The sequence below is a fragment of the Aerococcus sp. Group 2 genome (assembly GCF_905125285.1).
Classification (GTDB): Bacteria; Bacillota; Bacilli; order Lactobacillales; family Aerococcaceae; genus Aerococcus; species Aerococcus urinae_E.
Window position 1 is genome coordinate 23,160 of record NZ_CAJHPA010000005.1, and the last position, 18,433, is coordinate 41,592.

The 18,433-nt window shown below is 41.0% G+C and carries 19 protein-coding genes and 1 other annotated feature; of the genes, 15 read left to right on the forward strand and 4 right to left on the reverse strand.

Annotated features, from left to right (window positions below):
* Positions 1-33: 33 nt before the first annotated feature.
* Positions 34-429, reverse strand: a complete 396-nt coding sequence (gene spxA, locus JFU01_RS07115) for a transcriptional regulator SpxA (RefSeq protein ID WP_013669487.1) — start codon at positions 427-429, stop codon at positions 34-36.
* Positions 430-798: 369 nt separating this feature from the next.
* Between spxA and trpS the strand changes: the two genes are divergently transcribed.
* A complete protein-coding gene (trpS, locus tag JFU01_RS07120) occupies positions 799-1,788 on the forward strand; it encodes a tryptophan--tRNA ligase (protein ID WP_195856405.1) in 990 nt (329 codons plus the stop codon).
* 74 nt (positions 1,789-1,862) lie between these two features.
* A complete protein-coding gene (locus JFU01_RS07125; RefSeq protein ID WP_195856406.1) occupies positions 1,863-2,909 on the forward strand; it encodes a competence protein CoiA in 1,047 nt (348 codons plus the stop codon).
* A gap of 57 nt (positions 2,910-2,966) precedes the next feature.
* On the opposite strand, the gene JFU01_RS07130 is transcribed toward JFU01_RS07125, so the two are convergent.
* Complete coding sequence (locus JFU01_RS07130; protein WP_111821249.1) at positions 2,967-3,704, reverse strand: DsbA family protein; 738 nt, start codon at positions 3,702-3,704, stop codon at positions 2,967-2,969.
* A gap of 39 nt (positions 3,705-3,743) precedes the next feature.
* Positions 3,744-4,340, reverse strand: a complete 597-nt coding sequence (locus JFU01_RS07135) for a CYTH domain-containing protein (protein ID WP_195856407.1) — start codon at positions 4,338-4,340, stop codon at positions 3,744-3,746.
* A gap of 228 nt (positions 4,341-4,568) precedes the next feature.
* On the opposite strand from JFU01_RS07135, the gene JFU01_RS07140 reads away from it, so the two are divergent.
* The 4 genes from JFU01_RS07140 to metA all read left to right on the forward strand — a co-directional run bounded on the left by JFU01_RS07140 (position 4,569) and on the right by metA (position 8,971).
* Positions 4,569-5,387, forward strand: coding sequence for an NAD kinase (locus tag JFU01_RS07140; RefSeq protein WP_013669620.1), 819 nt, complete (start codon positions 4,569-4,571; stop codon positions 5,385-5,387).
* Positions 5,388-5,397: 10 nt separating this feature from the next.
* Positions 5,398-6,300 (forward strand): RluA family pseudouridine synthase, encoded by a 903-nt coding sequence (locus tag JFU01_RS07145; protein WP_195856408.1) that lies wholly within the window; start codon positions 5,398-5,400, stop codon positions 6,298-6,300.
* Positions 6,301-7,710 (forward strand): magnesium transporter, encoded by a 1,410-nt coding sequence (gene mgtE / locus JFU01_RS07150; protein ID WP_111890383.1) that lies wholly within the window; start codon positions 6,301-6,303, stop codon positions 7,708-7,710.
* A 53-nt stretch (positions 7,711-7,763) separates the two neighbouring features.
* Positions 7,764-7,990, forward strand: a binding site (T-box leader).
* A gap of 54 nt (positions 7,991-8,044) precedes the next feature.
* Positions 8,045-8,971, forward strand: coding sequence for a homoserine O-acetyltransferase MetA (metA, locus tag JFU01_RS07155; RefSeq protein ID WP_195856409.1), 927 nt, complete (start codon positions 8,045-8,047; stop codon positions 8,969-8,971).
* A gap of 5 nt (positions 8,972-8,976) precedes the next feature.
* On the opposite strand, the gene JFU01_RS07160 is transcribed toward metA, so the two are convergent.
* Complete coding sequence (locus JFU01_RS07160; RefSeq protein WP_195856410.1) at positions 8,977-9,414, reverse strand: GNAT family N-acetyltransferase; 438 nt, start codon at positions 9,412-9,414, stop codon at positions 8,977-8,979.
* 300 nt (positions 9,415-9,714) lie between these two features.
* On the opposite strand from JFU01_RS07160, the gene JFU01_RS07165 reads away from it, so the two are divergent.
* From JFU01_RS07165 to JFU01_RS07205, 9 genes are read left to right on the forward strand one after another with little or no spacing between them, the layout of a single operon-like run.
* Positions 9,715-10,041 carry a hypothetical protein gene (locus JFU01_RS07165; RefSeq protein ID WP_195856411.1) on the forward strand — a complete coding sequence of 109 codons (327 nt, stop codon included), beginning with the start codon at positions 9,715-9,717 and terminating at the stop codon, positions 10,039-10,041.
* Positions 10,028-12,001 (forward strand): V-type ATP synthase subunit I, encoded by a 1,974-nt coding sequence (locus JFU01_RS07170; protein ID WP_195856412.1) that lies wholly within the window; start codon positions 10,028-10,030, stop codon positions 11,999-12,001. The genes JFU01_RS07165 and JFU01_RS07170 overlap by 14 nt, the downstream gene beginning before the upstream one ends.
* 15 nt (positions 12,002-12,016) lie before the next feature.
* Entirely contained in the window at positions 12,017-12,496 is a 480-nt protein-coding gene (locus JFU01_RS07175) for a V-type ATP synthase subunit K (RefSeq protein ID WP_013668531.1), read from the forward strand.
* A 21-nt stretch (positions 12,497-12,517) separates the two neighbouring features.
* A complete protein-coding gene (locus tag JFU01_RS07180; protein ID WP_195856413.1) occupies positions 12,518-13,099 on the forward strand; it encodes a V-type ATP synthase subunit E in 582 nt (193 codons plus the stop codon).
* A 16-nt stretch (positions 13,100-13,115) separates the two neighbouring features.
* Positions 13,116-14,138 carry a V-type ATPase subunit gene (locus JFU01_RS07185; RefSeq protein ID WP_195856414.1) on the forward strand — a complete coding sequence of 341 codons (1,023 nt, stop codon included), beginning with the start codon at positions 13,116-13,118 and terminating at the stop codon, positions 14,136-14,138.
* Complete coding sequence (locus JFU01_RS07190) at positions 14,128-14,439, forward strand: V-type ATP synthase subunit F (RefSeq protein WP_070559324.1); 312 nt, start codon at positions 14,128-14,130, stop codon at positions 14,437-14,439. The genes JFU01_RS07185 and JFU01_RS07190 overlap by 11 nt, the downstream gene beginning before the upstream one ends.
* A gap of 18 nt (positions 14,440-14,457) precedes the next feature.
* The gene (locus JFU01_RS07195) at positions 14,458-16,239 is read left to right on the forward strand and encodes a V-type ATP synthase subunit A (RefSeq protein WP_195856415.1); all 1,782 of its coding nucleotides are present in this window, start codon (positions 14,458-14,460) and stop codon (positions 16,237-16,239) included.
* Complete coding sequence (locus JFU01_RS07200; RefSeq protein WP_195856416.1) at positions 16,239-17,678, forward strand: V-type ATP synthase subunit B; 1,440 nt, start codon at positions 16,239-16,241, stop codon at positions 17,676-17,678. The genes JFU01_RS07195 and JFU01_RS07200 overlap by 1 nt, the downstream gene beginning before the upstream one ends.
* Positions 17,679-17,698: 20 nt before the next feature.
* Positions 17,699-18,337 (forward strand): V-type ATP synthase subunit D, encoded by a 639-nt coding sequence (locus tag JFU01_RS07205; protein WP_013669305.1) that lies wholly within the window; start codon positions 17,699-17,701, stop codon positions 18,335-18,337.
* Positions 18,338-18,433: the final 96 nt, after the last annotated feature.

Here is an 18,433-nt window from a genome sequence, read left to right on the forward strand (position 1 = left end):
ATGAACATGCCATCGATTTAAAAGTAAGGGATCTTATCCCATTTTTCTTAAAGCTTCGTGAAGTTCGATCGTTCTTACTTCTCTTGGCAAGAAGCGACGAATTTCATCTTCATTATAGCCTACTTGCAGACGTTTTTCGTCCATGATGATTGGTCGACGCAATAGTCCTGGGTTTTCTTGGATAAGATCGAATAATTCATTTAAACTGATTTCATTTAAATCAATATGTAATTCTTGAAAGGCTTTTGAACGCGTAGAAATAATCTCTTCAGTACCATCTTCTGTCATTCTTAAGATTTCTTTAATCTCATCGCGGCTTAGAGGTTCTTGGAATATATTACGTTCCACATAGGCAATGTTGTGTTCTTCTAGCCAAGCTCGAGCTTTGCGGCAAGAAGTACAACTAGGGGAAGTATATAATTTAACCATGTCAATTTCTCCTTTAAGGTTTGACTTGTGTTCCGTATACATACACAGTATATCATAAAAGTGAACCGTATACTAGTTCTTTTTTAAAAATAAATGAGCAAAACTTAGCGAAGCTTGTGATAAAATAAGCAATATGGAACTAGGTATTTCAATATAGTCGCTATTTGACCTTTGTTTGATCAATTTCTGATTTTTTAACTTATAAAACATAACACACAATAAAACAGCGTTTGAGAAAGCTATTTTTACTATTTATAAGCGAAAAAATCACCAGCTCGATTAAAAAAGACTTCGTGAATTTATTACTTATACCGTCTATCCGATCAGGTTCGTGATATAATAGGGAAAATTAGAGGAGGTTTTCTTTTCATGAAACGAATTTTTTCCGGGGTACAACCAAGCGGCACGCCAACCATTGGTAATTACGTGGGTGCCTTAAAACAATTTGTCGATTTACAGGATCAATTTGACACTTATTATTGTGTGGTCAATGAACATGCCATTACCGTCCCTCAAGATCCAGAGACTTTAAGAAAGAATACCAGGTCTTTGGCGGCCTTATACCTAGCCTTAGGGGTTGATCCTAACAAATCCGCTATCTTTATCCAAAGTCAGGTTCCAGCCCACGCCCAAGCGGCTTGGATTGTCCAATGTCTGACTCCACTAGGGGAATTGGAACGGATGACTCAGTTTAAGGACAAGGCACAAAAGCAAGACAATATTTTTGCCGGCCTTTTAGGCTATCCCGCTTTGATGGTGGCTGACATTGTGCTTTATGATGCTGACTTGGTACCAGTGGGTGAAGACCAAAAGCAACATATGGAATTGACCCGTAATTTTGTCGACCGTTTCAATAACCGCTTCGGCACTAAGGAAGAAAAGCTATTGGTTAAACCAGAAATCTATACACCGAAGGCAGGTGGGCGGATTATGAGTTTACAAGATCCAAGCAAGAAAATGAGTAAATCAGATGACAATAAAAAAGCTTTTATTTCCTTACTGGATGATCCGAAAACGATTGAAAAGAAAATTAAAAGTGCGGTAACGGACTCGAGCGGAGAAATTTCCTATGATCCAGAAAATAAACCAGGCGTTTCTAACCTATTAGATATTTTCTCAGCCTTTTCTGACCAAAGCATTAGTCAACTAGAAAAAACCTATGCCAATTCGGGTTATGGCCAACTGAAAACGGACCTCAGCCAAGCGCTAATTGCCGTTTTAGGACCGATGCAAAAAGACTATCAACGTCTCTTAGCAAGCAGTGAACTGGATGATGTCTTAGCAGCTGGTGCTAAACAAGCCAATGAAGTCGCTAACCAAACCCTAGCACGCATTGAAAAAGCGATTGGCTTTAGATAAAAAGAATTGATCCTGCATTAATCAGCTAATTTTAACCCTGATTACGGATATATTCCTATGAGGGGGGAATAATCATGTATTATGCAAAATTAGCTAATGGCCAGTTGATTAGTTCTTATGAGGTTGATGACCGCATTCAAAGAAAAATATTAGCCCTTAACCAGCAGGATTTTTACTGCCCAAATTGCGGGCAAGAATTAGTTTATCGTTGTCATTCAAGGAAGAAGCCACATTTTGCCCACCAAAATAATCAATTAAGTCTCAAATATTGGCGCCGGGAATCCCACTGGCACTTGAATAATAAAGAGCAGATCAGGCAAATCTTAGTAGCTAAGGGCTATCAGGCCCGTGTAGAAGTAGCTAGTTACACGCCTGACCATCGTTCAGATATCCTCTTTCAAGCAGGCGATGTGGTGGTAAGTATTGAACTTCAGGCTAGCCTACTGACCAAAGCAGCTGTCATCAGTCGCGAGCAAGATTATCATCAAGCAAAAGTGCAGGTTTTGTGGCTACTCAATCCTAAACAAAGAGACTTACGCTTGACGTCTAACAATTTAAATCGTTTAGCCCCGTTTTTTCAGTATTTGCCCTGCTTTGGCACTTATTTGCCTTATTGGGTGGAGGAGACTCGCTTAGTTGAAATTCAAAGTTTTAACGATTATGGTCATCTCTTATGCCGTTATCACTTAAGTATTGACGATTATCTCTATTTATTTTCTTACCCCAAGCAAGTTGGCTTACTTAATCAAGAGGGGATTAGCGGACCCGGGATTAGTCAGTTGTTAAAAGCAAGGGAGACCAGGTCTTTAAGGCGCAAAATTCGTCAACGTCCGCTTAAGGCTGAGAAAAAGCTCCTAGAGCAGCTCTATTTTCGAAAATTGTCCTTAGACGACTTACCGGATACTTGTTTTTTCTTTAGGGGAGAGTCTATCTATATCAAAGAAAAACTCTGGTTATTAGCTGCCTATGTTTTCCTACTTAAAGAAGAAAATTTACTTGATTCAGAGATCTATACTTTTTTACTGAATTACCTTAATCCGCGTCCCTTTAGGCCTCAATTGAGCTTTGCTTATGAGAACTGGTTATGGCAGGTCAGTCAAGCCATGGTAAAATTGCTATAAAAAAAGCGATCCGTTTTTGCGGATCGCTTTTTATATGAAAAAGTTGCCAAAATGGCTTCAATGGCGGATTAATTTGAGACTGTCCTTATCCAAGGAGCGGTATTGTGATTTTTTCTTTGACTGGCTCTTGTTTTCTCTTTCTAAATGAGCAGGCTCGCTAATTTTTTTTTCTGCTTGGGGCAACATTTGAGTGGTCAATTCTTCCAGATCTTGGGCTGTGAAGGCATCTTCGATTCTCAGACCGTATTGGTAGTTTAAGTTATCAAAGATAACTAAAGAAGGGTAGTTCACAATTTCCATTTGATGGGCCAATTGTAAATCCTCTAGAACATCTTCACGGGTTTGCTTAGAATAGAGATCTTCCATCCACATATCAAAGTCAAGGCCAATCTTTTTAGCATATTTCTCCATACGCTTTAAGCTGTAGGATTTCTTTTGACAGCCAAAGACTTCTTGCATGGTCATTAGGAAAGTGCGTCCTCGCTTCTTGCCTTGGCAGAGAGCGGCCTTGTATCCCAAAGACACCTTATACATGCATTGGTAAAGTTCATTTCTCTCTTCTAAGCTTTGCTTGTTTTTGGCTAAAGTCTTGAAATAGTTCCAAAAGAAGTGGTGGTCCACACAGGAGACGAGGCGGAAGTAGATTTTTTTATCACTGTTGGCAACAAAACGCAATAACTCTTCTTCCAACTCTAGACAAAACGGGTCAATTGGATTAACAAATAAAAAGATTTCAAAGATATGATTATTATGATGTTTTTTTGCCATGCTATGACAATTATAGTCCGATTTCATTGTATTCTCCCCCAATTAATGATGATCAAACTGTATAAATTATTCGAATGGATATAATGGTTTATCTAATTGCATCCGGGCAATTTTTGGCTTGGAAGGCCGACGAGTAATATGATAGCTAGATAAAAATTCATCAAAATAACGCTTTGGATCGTCCTCTCCAGGCTCAACTTCTAATTCTAATTCATAATCATTGTAAGTGTAAAAAGAGCAAGCGTCTAATACAAGCTTTTGCTTTTTCCAATTTTTTTCCAAGCGAGTGGTTTTAAATTGACCAATGGGTCGTAATTCGTTAGCGTCTAAACCAATTTCATGGAATAAGGCACTTAAGTGTGCTCCAGGCTGAAACTTACCTGTCTCCATCATGGCTTGCGCACTTTCACGGCTGACCTTATCAGTAACTTCCAAGGATTTGGCGCTAGTCAGTGACTGCTTATAGGTGAGATGGGCATAGCTATCACTGAGTCGAATCCTTAAGGCACTGTGGTTTGCTTTCAAGCGGAGAGATTCGGTATCAAAGTACATATTATGTTGGTGCTTGGCTTCATTTAAATGAAGATCAAATAAAGATAAGAGCTTTTGATATTCCTGTGGACTAAGAATATTTTTATATTCTGTTTCAATGTCCTTGTGCATAAATTCACTCTCCTCTTTTCTCCAAGTATTATAACAAGCATTCAAGGCCTTGCCAAAAAACTTGCCTTTAAAGTCAGTAATGGCTGCCTAAAGCAAGAAAAATATGTTTTAATAGTAGGGTAAGGATTATAGTTAAGTTAATATAATTACTTAATAAAATAGGCCAAAAGAATTATTTTTTCAAGTTAAAATTTTATCATAATATGGATGTAAAAGGAGAATCAACCAATGCGTATCGCAATAGTAAGTAACGACAATGAATCATCTAAGGATGTCCAAGCGAGGCTGCTTTCTGCGTGTAAACAGGCTGATTTCAGCATTGACCAAGACCATCCAGATATTGTGGTATCCATTGGTGGGGACGGGACCTTATTGGAAGCCTTCCACCACTATGAAAAACAGCTCGACCATGTCCGTTTTGTCGGCGTTCATACTGGGCACTTAGGTTTTTATACCGACTGGACAGTTGATGAATTGGACCAGTTTATTGATTTTCTCCTCAATGATTCGGGTGAGAGTGTCTCTTACCCGCTCTTAGAAGTGGCTCTAGAAAAGGTGGATGGCGAAAAAAATCACCTGATTGCGCTTAACGAAGCGACCTTGCGCCGTTTTGAAGGGACGATGACTGGGGAAGTCTTTATAAAGGAAGAAAAATTTGAACTCTTTAAAGGGGACGGCTTATGTGTATCGACACCGACTGGGTCAACAGGTTTGAACAAGTCTCTAGGAGGCGCGGTGGTTCATCCCCGCTTGGATACCCTGCAAGTCACAGAGATTGCTTCTTTAAATAACCGGGTCTACCGCACCATCTCTAGTCCTATCCTGATTGCTGGAGATGAGTGGATCCGGGTAAAATTGGATGATGAATTTTTAGCAGGAGTCTTTATGACCCTGGATCACTTATCTTTTTCCCTAAAAGGAGTGAAAAATATTGAGTTCCGAATTGCTAAATCACGGGTTCACTTTGCCAGGTACCGTCATATGCATTTCTGGGACCGGGTGGAAAATGCCTTTATTGGCCTAGGCGACCGCGATAAGAAAGGATAATTGACGACTTATGTTATTTTTCTCATGGACTTGTGACCAGGAAGTATATGTGAAGACTTTTCTTAGGCAGAAAGGCGTTTCCCGCCGTCAACTGGCTAAAATCAAATACCATGGGGGGACTATTTTAGTTAATAATAAGCGAGTTGGGAGTAAACACTTCCTTTCTTTGGGAGACCAAGTGACCATCATCTACCCAGCTGAGGGCAGCCAAGATCAAATTATGGCGGTGGATTTTCCTTTGGATATTCTTTATGAAGACCGCGATTATTTAATTGTTAATAAACCGGCTGGCTACACCTCCATTCCTTCACAATTTAAGGATGAATACTCCATGGCTAATTTTGTTAAAGGCTATTTTGTTAATCAAAATTATGAAAACCAAGTCATCCATGTCGTGACCCGTTTAGACCGCTTTACGAGTGGAGCGATGATCTTTGCTAAGCACAAGTATGCACATTCACAAATCGATCAATTAATGCAGTCTGGCGGCATCAATAAGCAGTATTTAGCCTTTACCCATTCTGCTATCGGGGCAGACCAGCATGGCCTGATTGAAGCGCCGATTGGTCGCAAGGAGGGCTCAATTATCGAACGCTGTGTCAGAGCAGATGGTCAACACGCTAAGACAGAGTATTGGTTGGAGGATAGCCAGGCTGGATTGTACCGCTATCGGGTTCAACTCCATACCGGACGTACTCATCAAATTAGAGTCCACTTTGCTTATCTAGGCGCCCCTCTTTGTGGGGACGACCTCTACGGTGGTAGTCAGGAAGCCGGGCTGGCTGGTCAGGCTTTACACTGTCAGCGCCTGGCCTTCAAGCAGCCTTTAACCCAGGAAGATTTAGTGATTGAAGCACCTTTATCCCAAGACTTTAAAACTTGGTTAGCTAGTTATCAAAAGGGGGACGCCTAAATGAAGGATCAAGAACAAAAAAGACTTAGCAGTTCTAAGCCAGAACAAGAAGAGGAATTGACTCCTGAAGAAATTGTTGACCGCGTTAAAGAAGCCTTAGCTAAACATGATCAGTCGGCTTTGCGTTATGAATTTTTTAAGAACCATCCTTATGACCAAGCCAAAATTTATATCAAACTAAGTGATGAAGAACGTCGTCTGCTTTACCAATATATCTCAGCTAAGGAATTAGCCGATGTTTATGACGTTTTGGATGAGGATGAGCAAGAAGATATTATTGATTATTTAGAGGCCATGGATGACCAATATGCAGCCAATATGCTGGGAGAAATGTACCGGGATAATGCAGCGGATATCCTGAAAAAATTTTCTCCTAATAAAATTGTCCATTATATGCGCCTAATTCCCATCGAACAAGCGGAAAAGATTAAGACCTTAATGGATTATGAAGATGAAACTGCTGGGGCAATTATGACAACCGAATTCGTCCAGATTAAGGCCAATCAAACCATTAAATCGGCCATGACTCTAGTGAGGGCCAAAGCTGAGAATGCTGAAACCATTTATTATCTCTATGTTGTCGATGATGATTCCCGTTTAGTCGGGGTTCTCACCCTGAGAGATTTAATCACCTCTGATGCTAACCGGCTAGTTTCTGAAGCCATGTCGCCACGGGTGGTGACGGTGTCGGTTGATGATAACCAACAAGATGTGGCTAGAACCATTCAAGACTATGACTTCCTAGCTATTCCCGTTATTGAAGCGACCGGGGAGTTACTAGGGATTATTACGGTTGATGATATCTTGGATGTTATGGATGAAGAAGCCGTGGCTGACTACTCTGGATTGGCTGGGGTGTCGGTTGATGAACCTTATCAAACACCAGTCAAATCAGCCCAGTCACGTTTACCTTGGTTAATTACTCTCTTGTTTTTGGGGATGGGGACTTCTACCTTGATTGGTCATTTTGAGGATATGATTTCTGAAGTGGCCACTTTATCTTTATTTATTACCTTAATTACCGGGACCTCAGGTAATGCAGGGACTCAGTCCTTAGCGGTTGCTGTGAGAAAAATTGCTAATCCAGATAATGAAGAGTCTACCTTTCTTCAATTGATCTTTCGCGAACTGTTTACGGGTTTAATTTGTGGACTGATTACTGGGGGAACGATTTTCCTAATTATTACCCTCTGGCAAAAGAATATGGTCTTGGGTCTGGTCGTTGGGGTAGCTATGCTATGCGCGATTACCGTGGCAAATTTAGCAGGAAGCATCATTCCCCTCCTTATGGACCGGCTTGGCTTTGACCCGGCAGTGGCTTCTGGCCCCTTTATTACGACTTTAAGTGACTTGACCAGTGTTTTAATCTATTTTTCAATTGCTTCTCAGTTTCTGCTTTACTTATCCTAGTCCTATCTTGACAAAGATAGTTACAACCGATAAAATGAGATCAATAACATAAAAAGTAAGCTTTGAATAGATAAGTAAGTCAGTTAATTATTTGAGCGAGCTCTGTTTGGTGAAAGAGAGTATGAGGCGCTGATTGAAGATGGTCTATGAGCAACTAATTGTGAGCAATGGTGAACACTTAGCGCTTGGTAATCGATAACTTACCACTACATGATAGTGTAGATGAGAGGTAATCAATCGATTACGAAGTAGGGTGGTAACACGGTGAAGCGTCCTTATAGTATGAGTATTCATGCTGTAGGGACTTTTTTTATGGAATGGAGGAATGGGGATCATGCCCATAAAAGTACAAGAAAATTTACCTGCTTTAAAGAAATTGGCTAGTGAGAATATCTTTGTCATGGATGAACGTCGCGCGGCCATGCAAGACTTTCGTTCGCTGGAAGTCATTATTGTCAATTTAATGCCGACCAAAGAGGCCACTGAAGAGCAATTGTTGCGGCTGTTAAGTAATTCTGCCCTACAGGTTAATGTCACCTTCATTCACATGCAGTCCCATAAGGCAAAAAATACCTCAGCTAAACACCTGAATACTTTTTACCGGACCTTTGCTGATATTAAAGATCGTTACTTTGATGGCATGATTATCACCGGAGCGCCAGTAGAGCAATTGGATTTTGAAGAAGTTAATTATTGGGATGAATTAGTTGACATTATGGAGTGGAGCTCTAACCATGTTTTCTCTACCCTCCATATTTGTTGGGGAGCCCAGGCCGGTCTATACCATCACTTTGGCATCAAGAAATATTCCTTGGAACATAAACTTTTTGGAGTTTATCCCCAATACATGGACCATCCGGAAATTTCCCTACTACGGGGCTTAGATGATGTCTTCTATATCCCTCATTCCCGCTATACTGAAGTCCGTCGCGAGGATATCGAGGCCAATCCCGATCTGGAAGTGCTTATTTCCTCACCAGAAACGGGAATAACCGCTGTCCATAGCAAGGACCAACGTTTTGTCTTTATCTTTGGTCATGTGGAATATGACGCTGATACGCTGGACCGGGAATATAAGCGAGATATCAATGAAGGGATAGAAATCAAGGTGCCATTGAATTATTATCCCGAAGATAATCCCAATAAAAAACCTTTACTGAGATGGCGGTCAACCTCAAATATGTTATTTACTAATTGGTTAAACTATTATGTTTACCAAGAAACACCCTTTGTTATTGAACGCATTGATAAAGAAAAATAATTTTTTTATCTTAAGGCATAAGCCATCTTACGGTGCTTAATCCCCGCTTCTAAAAAGACCTCGCTTTTAATTTTAAAACCGAGTTTTAAATAGAAGGGAATGGCTGTTACTTGGGCATCGAGGACACAGCTTGAGTAATGATGGTCTTTAGCAAATTTTAGGCAGGCTTCCATTAAAGCTTGCCCGTAGCCTAAATGACGGGCATTTTTAGAGACTGCAAACCGTTGCATTTTTATTTCCTCTTGGTTCAAAGGATAGAGTCGACATGTCGCAAGCGCCTGGTCATTTCGATAGAGACAGAAGTGGAAGCAATGGGCTTCTAAGTCATCGATTTCAATTGCTGGGTTGATGCCTTGCTCCTCAATAAAGACTTGCTTTCTAATGGTAAGTGAATCCTGATATAGCTTCGAGTCGAGCGCTTGGCTCATAAGAATAGTGGTCATGGGATGGGCTCCTTTATTTGTAATGATTTTATTATAGGGAAAATCGTTCAGCCTGAAAAGAAAGCTTATCTTTTTATTGCTGTTCCATAAAAAGCAGCTTATAATATATACATAAAGGGTATCAATTGACCCTTTGTTAACAAATGTGGTATCTTTTTATTGTAGTACATTAGTATATACGCCAAAGTCTGTCTTGGTCAAAAATATATAAAAAATAGTTGTGGGAAGTTTGGTCACGTCGAACTTCCCTTTTTTCAAAGATTTTGCTAGATAGGCTAGGTATGTGAGGGGGGTGAAAGTATGGAAAATCAGACATTGGCGCAGGTCTTAGCTGTTGATGAGGAGGCCAATCAATTAAGTGAAGCAACCCAAGCAAAAATTCAAGAGCTAGAAGACGAAAAAGACAGCCAAATTGAGCAATTTGAGCAAGAAGCAAAAGCGGAATATCGCCAATATGTCGAATCTTTAGCAAGCTCTAATCAAGAAGCGTTGGAAAGCTACAAGCGCCAAGGTGATGAGAAGAATCAGAAAAGAATCGCTAAGCTGGTTGAGGATTATCAAGCCCAAGAAGCAAGTATTGTTGACTATATTGTAGAGGAGGTGAAAAAGGTATATGTCAATTGCTAAAATGCAAAAAATTTCATTGATCACCAAGCCTACAGATAAAGAAGAATTAATTCAATCCCTGCAAGGTGTACAAAATGTGGAAATTAGCGACTTAAGTAGTGAAGATCAGGAGCTTTCAAGTGAAGAACTTGCTAAGAAAAACAACCGCCAATATGACTACTATCAAAGTTGGTACCGGCGGTCAGAGCAAGCTTTAACAACCTTGTCACGCTACTTAACTATCCAGCCGCTTTTGAGTCGATTGACGACCAAGCGTCCCACATATACCATGAGCGAATTAATTAAAGCGGTTGACGTTGATCAAGCCCAATCCCTTATTCAAGAGATTGAACAATTATCTAAAGACCGCCAAGACCTCATCGAACAAAGGCAAAAAGTCGAACAAGCTCAAAATACCATTAGTAATTGGCGGGCTCTATCAATAAATCCTAGTGATTTATTGGCAAGTAAACACTTTAAAGCCTTCTTAGGCTACTTACCTAATGATGAGGACCGGTCCTATTTTAATAAGATTAAAGCAGCTGATGGTCTAGCGATTGAGGAAGTTTTTTCTACCCAGGAACATATTGGGGTTGTCCTGCTTCAAGATGAAAGGGACGACAATTCCTATAGTGACTTGCTAAATAATAGTCACTTTGAACTGTGGGACTACCCTTACCATGAAGCTCCCGATAAGGTGTATGATGCCTTAGAGGACCACCGCTTATGGCTCAATCGTAGGGAACAAGAATTAGTGGAAAACTTTAGGAGTTTGGAAGCGCAAATTTTCAATTTACAGCTTGCTTCTGAAACATTCTATAATCGCAGTCAGCGGGCTCTGGTTGAAGATTTAGCGCATGATACCAACTATCTTACCTATATTAAAGGTTGGGTGAGTGTCCAAGACCTGGAAAAATTGGAGCAGCAACTTGCTCTTGATTTGGATGACAATCAATATGCGCTGATTAAAGAGGAAATTAGTCAAAAAGAAATTGATGATGATCAAGTTCCGATTAAGTTAGAGAATAATGCCTTAGTTGAACCCTTTGAAGCCATTACGCTGATGTATGCCACACCTAATTATCGTGAAACGGACCCAACCCCGTATCTCACCCCATTCTATATGCTGTTTTTTGGGATGATGATGGGAGACTTGGGCTATGGTTTAGTGATGTGGATTGTTACTTTCTTGGCTCTAAAGTTTGTCGATATGAAAGCTTCCATGCGTAGCACCATGAAAATGGGCCACTTGCTAAGTTATACAACGATGTTGGTGGGGCTAGCCTATGGGTCATTCTTTGGGGCTTCATTACCTTTTAAATTAATTGATCCCTTGAACCAAGCCATGCAATTATTGATTATTTCGATTGCTTTTGGTTTTGTTCACATGATGGTCGCTTTAATTATTAAGGCAGTGACGGAATGGCGCCGTGGCGACTTCCAGGAAATGTATAGCGAAAGTGGTGGCTGGCTACTGATGTTCTTGAGTTTAGCCTTAGTCATTGCTGGCTATGTCTTCAATTACCCCATGCTAATGACGATAGCGGGTGTAATTGCAATTATAGCGGCTATCGGTATGATTATTGTCCCTATGGTTTATGCTGATAAGAAAATTGTTGGTTTTGCCAGTGGGTTATATAACTTATATGGCGTGAGTTCCTATTTAGGTGACTTTGTTTCCTATTCAAGACTGATGGCCTTAGGGCTATCTGGGGGGAGCATCGCCATGGCCTTCAATATGATTGTGGGCTTATTACCCGTCCCACTTCGTTTTACAGTGGGGATCGTATTGATTGTTGCCCTGCACGGCTTTAACATGTTCCTTTCACTCTTAAGTGCTTATGTGCACGGACTCAGACTTACTTTCGTGGAATTCTTTGGTAAGTTTGTTGAAGGTGGGGGACGTCGCTTTAAGCCGATTGACACCTTACAAAAGTATATTCATTTATCGGACGTTAATGAAAATGTAGAAAATAAATAATGGAGGTATACATTAATGGAAAATTGGTTAGGATTTTTAACTGAAAACGGCGGAATTTTATTTACCTATTTAGGTGCAGCCTTAGCGGTTATTTTAGCAGGTATGGGTTCTGCCCGTGGTGTTGGTGAAACAGGGGAAGCTGCTGCAGCCTTAATTAAAGACCAACCCGAAAAATTTGTGCAAGCCTTAATCTTACAACTTCTGCCAGGTACTCAAGGTTTATATGGTTTCGTGGTAGGGATTTTGATCTTCATTCAAGCCAGTGCAGGAATGAGTTTAAGTCAAGGTTTCCAATATTTCTTAGCTAGCCTACCAGTAGCTTTTGTTGGTTTAGTGTCTGCTAAATATCAAGGTCAAGTGGCAACTTCTTCCTTACAGATTCTAGCAAAACGCCCTGAAAACAATGTTAACGGGATCATCCTAGCGATCATGGTGGAAACTTATGCGATTTTAGCCTTGGTTATTTCAGTAATGATGGTCTTTTCAATTAGCTAAGCATGATAAAGGAGGACGGATATGGCTACAATTAAGCAACTAACTGAAGAAGTGTACAAAGAAGTCCGTTCAGAAAATGAAGCCAAGCTGGATCATGCCGAAGCAACATTAGAAAAAGACATAAGTGATGCCAAGGAGCAAAGCCAGGCCAAATGGCAAAAGCAAAAAGAAAAAGCTGAACGTGACTATCATGATAATCTAGAAAGACAAAAGCAAAGTTATAGTAATCAATTAAATCAAGACCTCTTAGCTAAGAAGCAAGAATTAATTCAGCAGGCATTTAAAGAAGCCCAACTGGCCTTAAGCCAACTCAGTCAAGCGGACTTTGTCAGTATGCTGGACCAGGCGCTTTCAGCAATTCCACAAGCAGAAAATACCCAAATTGTTATTGGAGAACTGAGCCAAAAGCAACTGGGCCAAGAGGCTAAGCTAAACCTGCAAGAAAAATATCCCCACATTCGCTTTAGCCAAGACTTACTTAAAGGACATGGTGGGGTAGTGATCGAGCAAGAAACCATGAACTATGATCTGACTTTTGACCAATTGATTCGTGAACAAGAAGATCATCTATCTGTCTACGTTGCTAAACAATTGAATGATTAGAAGGGAGAAGATAGCTGTGACTGAAACAAGTTATGCGAGTTTAAATGTCACTGTACGTATCCATGAAGAAGAATTCCTGGATAAGAGCGACTATCAAGCCTTACTAAGCGCCAAAAACTTGGAAGACGCTATCGCTCAATTACAGCATAGTGCTTATCGGATTCCTGATGACATTCTATCAAGTCGTGATTTTGATGGTTTCTTAATCGACCGGCTCATGCAGGCTATGCAAGAAGTTTATCAAAACATTCCTGACCAAAAGGTAGTCGATCTTTTAGGTCTGCGGTATAGCTATCATAACGCCAAGGTTATTTTTAAAGAGTTATTTAGTGACCAAGACTTTCATCATATGTATTTGCCAGCCGGCCCCTATCAGATAGATAGTTTGCGGCAGGCGATAAAAACTGGCAAGTCATCGGTCATTGATCAGCGCATGCTTGAAGCTATTGATACGGTGAGGACCTACGTTGAGGACACCAAACAAATTAATGACATTTCGGTGATGCTCGATGACGCTTATTTGTCCCACATTCACTATTTAGCTTTAGCCATTGATGATGACCAGGTGACTGAATGGGTGGCTTTACGGATTGATTTAGAGAATTTATCTCTTTTACTACGTGCCATGCAACAGAAGCGGTCGAGTTCCTTCATTCGTTCATTACTCAATGAACACGGCTCTATTCCGCTTTCTTCACTCTTAGAATGGGCTGAGAAAAAGGATTATTCCAGTATTTTTAAGGCCTATGAAGTGAAGGATTATGGGGAACATTTTAGCCAAGTCTTATCTGAAACGGAAAGTGAACTATCCAATCAAGATAGAATTTCCCTCGATGGCTTAGATGCGGCTATTGAAGGCGTCATTAGTGACCACTTGCGTGATGCGCGTTTACAAGCCTTTGGTCCCCTACCAGTCTTGGCTTATCTCTACTTTTTAAATAACGAAGTGACCAATTTGCGCTTGATACTTGTTGGTAAGAGTAACCAAATTGATGAAAATAAGCTAAAAGAAAGGATGCGGCCGATATATGACGAGTAAAATAGGAGTAGTTGGTGAAAAACAAGTTGTCACTGCTTTTCAACTCATTGGTTTTGACGCTTATCCTGTGGTTAGTGGCGACGAAGCTCGCCGTACCATCCATCATTTAGCTGAAAATAATTATGGGATTATTTATTTGACAGAAAGTCTTGCCAAGGAGATCCCAGAAACCATTTCTTTTTACGATTCCCAAGTCACTCCAGCAATTATTCTTATTCCAACAAATAATGGCAGCTTGGGAATTGGTAAGAAACGTGTGAATGATAATGTCGAAAAAGCTGTTGGACAAAATATTTTATAGGATGAAGGAGGAAACTAGTTGAAATCAGGAAAAATTATTGAAGTTTCTGGTCCTTTAGTAAAAGCCAAAGATATGGACGATGCAGCTGTTCAAGAAGTTTGCCGGGTAGGAAATTTAAACCTCATCGGTGAAATTATTGAAATGCATCAAGACGTGGCTTATATTCAGGTTTATGAAGAAACCTCAGGAATTAAACCAGGCGAACCCGTTCACCCAACGGGATCTCCACTCTCTGTAGAGTTGGGGCCTGGATTGTTAACCAAAATGTTTGATGGGATCCAACGTCCCTTAGATGAATTTATGCAAGTCACTGAGTCGAATTACCTGGTTAGAGGATCAGAAGTCGATTCCCTTGACCACCAAGCAGTGTGGACTTTCCAAGCTACTAAATCAGTAGGTGATGAGGTAGTCAGTGGTGATATTGTAGGTACCGTTCAAGAAGGATCAGTGATTGAACACCGCATCCTCGTTCCTAACGGGGTGAGTGGGACCATTGAAAGCATTGAATCAGGCGACTATACCCTCGATGATGATGTCTATTCGATTCGCTTAAAAGACAGTGACCAAGTAAAATCCTTCGGTATGTCTCAACGTTGGCCTGTGCGTGTTGGGAGACCCTTTAAGCAAAAATTCTTACCTCATGAAATTATGACGACAGGGCAACGGGTCATTGATACCTTCTTCCCAATTACAAAGGGCGGGGCAGCAGCCATCCCTGGGCCTTTCGGTGCTGGGAAAACCGTCTTGCAACACCAAGTTGCCAAGTATGCTGACGCTGACATTGTGGTCTACGTTGGTTGTGGTGAACGTGGTAACGAGATGACCGAAGTTATTGATGAATTTCCTAAATTGATTGACCCTAAAACTGGTGAATCGATCATGGAACGGACGGTCTTGATTGCTAATACTTCAAACATGCCAGTGGCAGCCCGGGAAGCCTCGATCTATACAGGGATAACCATCGCTGAATATTTCCGTGACATGGGATATTCTGTGGCTATCATGGCTGACTCGACTTCTCGTTGGGCTGAAGCCTTGCGGGAAATGTCAGGGCGTTTGGAAGAAATGCCAGGGGACGAAGGTTATCCAGCTTATTTGGGTAGTCGTTTGGCTGAATACTATGAACGTGCCGGAATGGTTGAGACTCTGGGCTCTGATGAACGTCGTGGAGCAGTTACCGCAGTAGGTGCGGTTTCACCTCCAGGGGGAGATACCTCAGAACCAGTTACCCAAAATACCATGCGGGTGATTAAGGTTTATTGGGGATTGGATGCTACCCTCTCCCAACAAAGACACTTCCCAGCGGTTAACTGGCTGGATTCTTATTCTCTCTATCAAAAAGAAGTGACAGAGGGAATTTCAAAAGAACTCGATGTGGATTGGACGGGTATGGTCACTAAGTCTATGGCGATTCTACAAGAAGAGGATAGCCTCCAAGAAATTGTCCGCTTAGTTGGTGTGGATGCCCTGTCTCAAGAAGACCGTCTGACTCTGGTTATCGCTCGTATGTTAAGAGAAGATTATTTACAACAAAACTCTTATGATGAAGTCGACACCAAGACTTCTTCAGAAAAGCAGTTTAAGATGTTAAGAAATATTCTAGCTTTCAACAGTGAAGCGCGTAAAGCCATGGAATTAGGGGCTTATTATGATGAGATTGTGGAAGGAACTTCAACCATTCGTGAGCAAATCGCCCGGATGAAATATGTTCCAGAAGCTGAAATTTCCAAGTTGGATGACTTGAACAATTCAATCAAACCGACTATGCAGGAAGTTGTTCAAAAAGGAGGCGTGAAATAGTGCAAAGAGAATATAAATCCATTGTTGATATTTCGGGCCCGTTAATGGTTGTCGATGACGTATCAGGTGTTGGCTATAACGAACTTGTTGAAATTAAAATGCAAAACGGCGAGTCCCGCATTGGGGAAGTGCTTGAAGTTCAAGAAGACAAGGCCATTGTCCAAATTTATGGAGGTGGCTCAGGGATTAATATCCGTGACTCCCGGGTTCGTTTCCAAGGCCATCCTTTGGAATTCGGTGTGTCAGAGGACATTATTGGCCGAACTTTTGATGGTTTAGGGAATGTGGTTGATGGTGGCCCAACACCGATTCCAGAACAATCCCGTGATGTTAATGGTCAGGTGATCAACCCCATGGCCCGGGAATACCCGGATGAATTTATCCAAACCGGGATTTCAACCATTGACCATATGAACTCCTTAGTCCGGGGACAAAAATTACCCATCTTCTCTGGATCTGGTTTGCCCCATAAGGAATTAGCTGCCCAAATTGCCCGCCAAGCGACTGTTTTAAATGATGATGAAAACTTTGCGGTTGTGTTTGCCGCTATGGGGGTCACCTTCGAGGACGCTCAATTCTTCATTGATAGTTTTAAAGAAACTGGGGCTATTGACCGGTCAGTAATGTTTATCAACTTGGCCGATGATCCTTCCATTGAACGTTTAGCTACTCCTAAGGTGGCCTTAACGGCAGCTGAATACCTAGCCTATGAAAAAGACATGCACGTCTTAGTGATCATGACAGACATGACTAACTATTGTGAAGCCTTGCGGGAAGTGTCTGCTGCTCGACGGGAAGTGCCGGGACGTCGTGGCTATCCTGGTTACCTTTATACCGACTTGGCCGGAATCTATGAACGTGCCGGTCGAATTAAGGACGCTAAAGGTTCAGTGACTCAAATTCCAATTTTAACCATGCCTGAAGATGATATTACCCACCCAATTCCTGACTTAACTGGTTATATTACTGAAGGACAAATTATTTTGGATAAGGAATTGAACCACCAAGGGATTACTCCTCCGATTGATGTATTACCTTCCTTGTCACGTCTAAAAGATGATGGGACCGGTGAAGGAAAAACCCGCGAAGACCATGCCGATACCATGAACCAACTCTTTGCAGCCTATGCCAAGGGGAAAGAAGCGCGTGAATTAGCGGTTGTCTTAGGTGAATCAGCTCTTTCTGATACGGATAAACTTTACTTAAAATTTGCTGAGCGTTTTGAAAAAGAATATGTCAACCAAGGTTTCGATACTAACCGAACGATCTATGAAACCTTAGACCTGGCTTGGCAATTATTAACCATCCTACCAAAATCAGAATTAACTCGGATTAATGATAAGTATATTGAAAAATACTATCCGAAATCTGATCAGGAAGAGGAAGATCAAGAATCAGACAATAAGCAAGCTGACCAAGAAAGTCATGAAGAGGCCTAGTGAAGAAGGGGTGATATTTTATGGCAAATGCTTTAAATGTTAAGCCTACTCGGATGGAATTGCAAAAACTCCAAGGCAATCTTTCCATAGCAACTCGCGGCCATAAATTGTTAAAAGATAAGCAAGATGAGCTAATGCGTCAGTTTATTGACCTCATTCGAAAAAATAATGAGCTTCGTCAAGAGGTTGAAGCGGACCTATCCTTAGCTCTGGAAAATTTTGTGCTTGCATCTGCCCTAGTTAACGAGGCTTACATTGATGAATTAGTGGCCATACCTAGTCAGAGTGTGGAACTTGAAATTCGTCATGAAAATATTATGAGTGTCGATGTTCCTAAGATGAATTTTCACTATTCAGATGAATACCAAGAAGGTAAGGACCGTAACACTTATAGTTTCTTAAATACTGCAAGTGAGTTAGATGACGCGATTGCAACCTTAAATCAAGTCATGCCTAAGTTATTAGAACTCAGTGAAATTGAAAAGACCTGTCAGTTAATGGCTGATGATATTGAATCAACCAGACGACGGGTGAATGCCTTGGAATATCGGGTGATTCCTGATACCAAGGAAACGATCGCTTATATTCAAAGTAAATTAGAAGAGAATGAGCGGTCGACTAAGACCCGGATGATCAAAATTAAAGACATGAACGGGTAATCGTGATGAAAAGTCCCTGCTTTTGGTCTAGTTAGACCTAGCAGGGCTTTTTATTTGGATATTTTTTGCTATTCTTGAACTATGGACTTCCTTTGG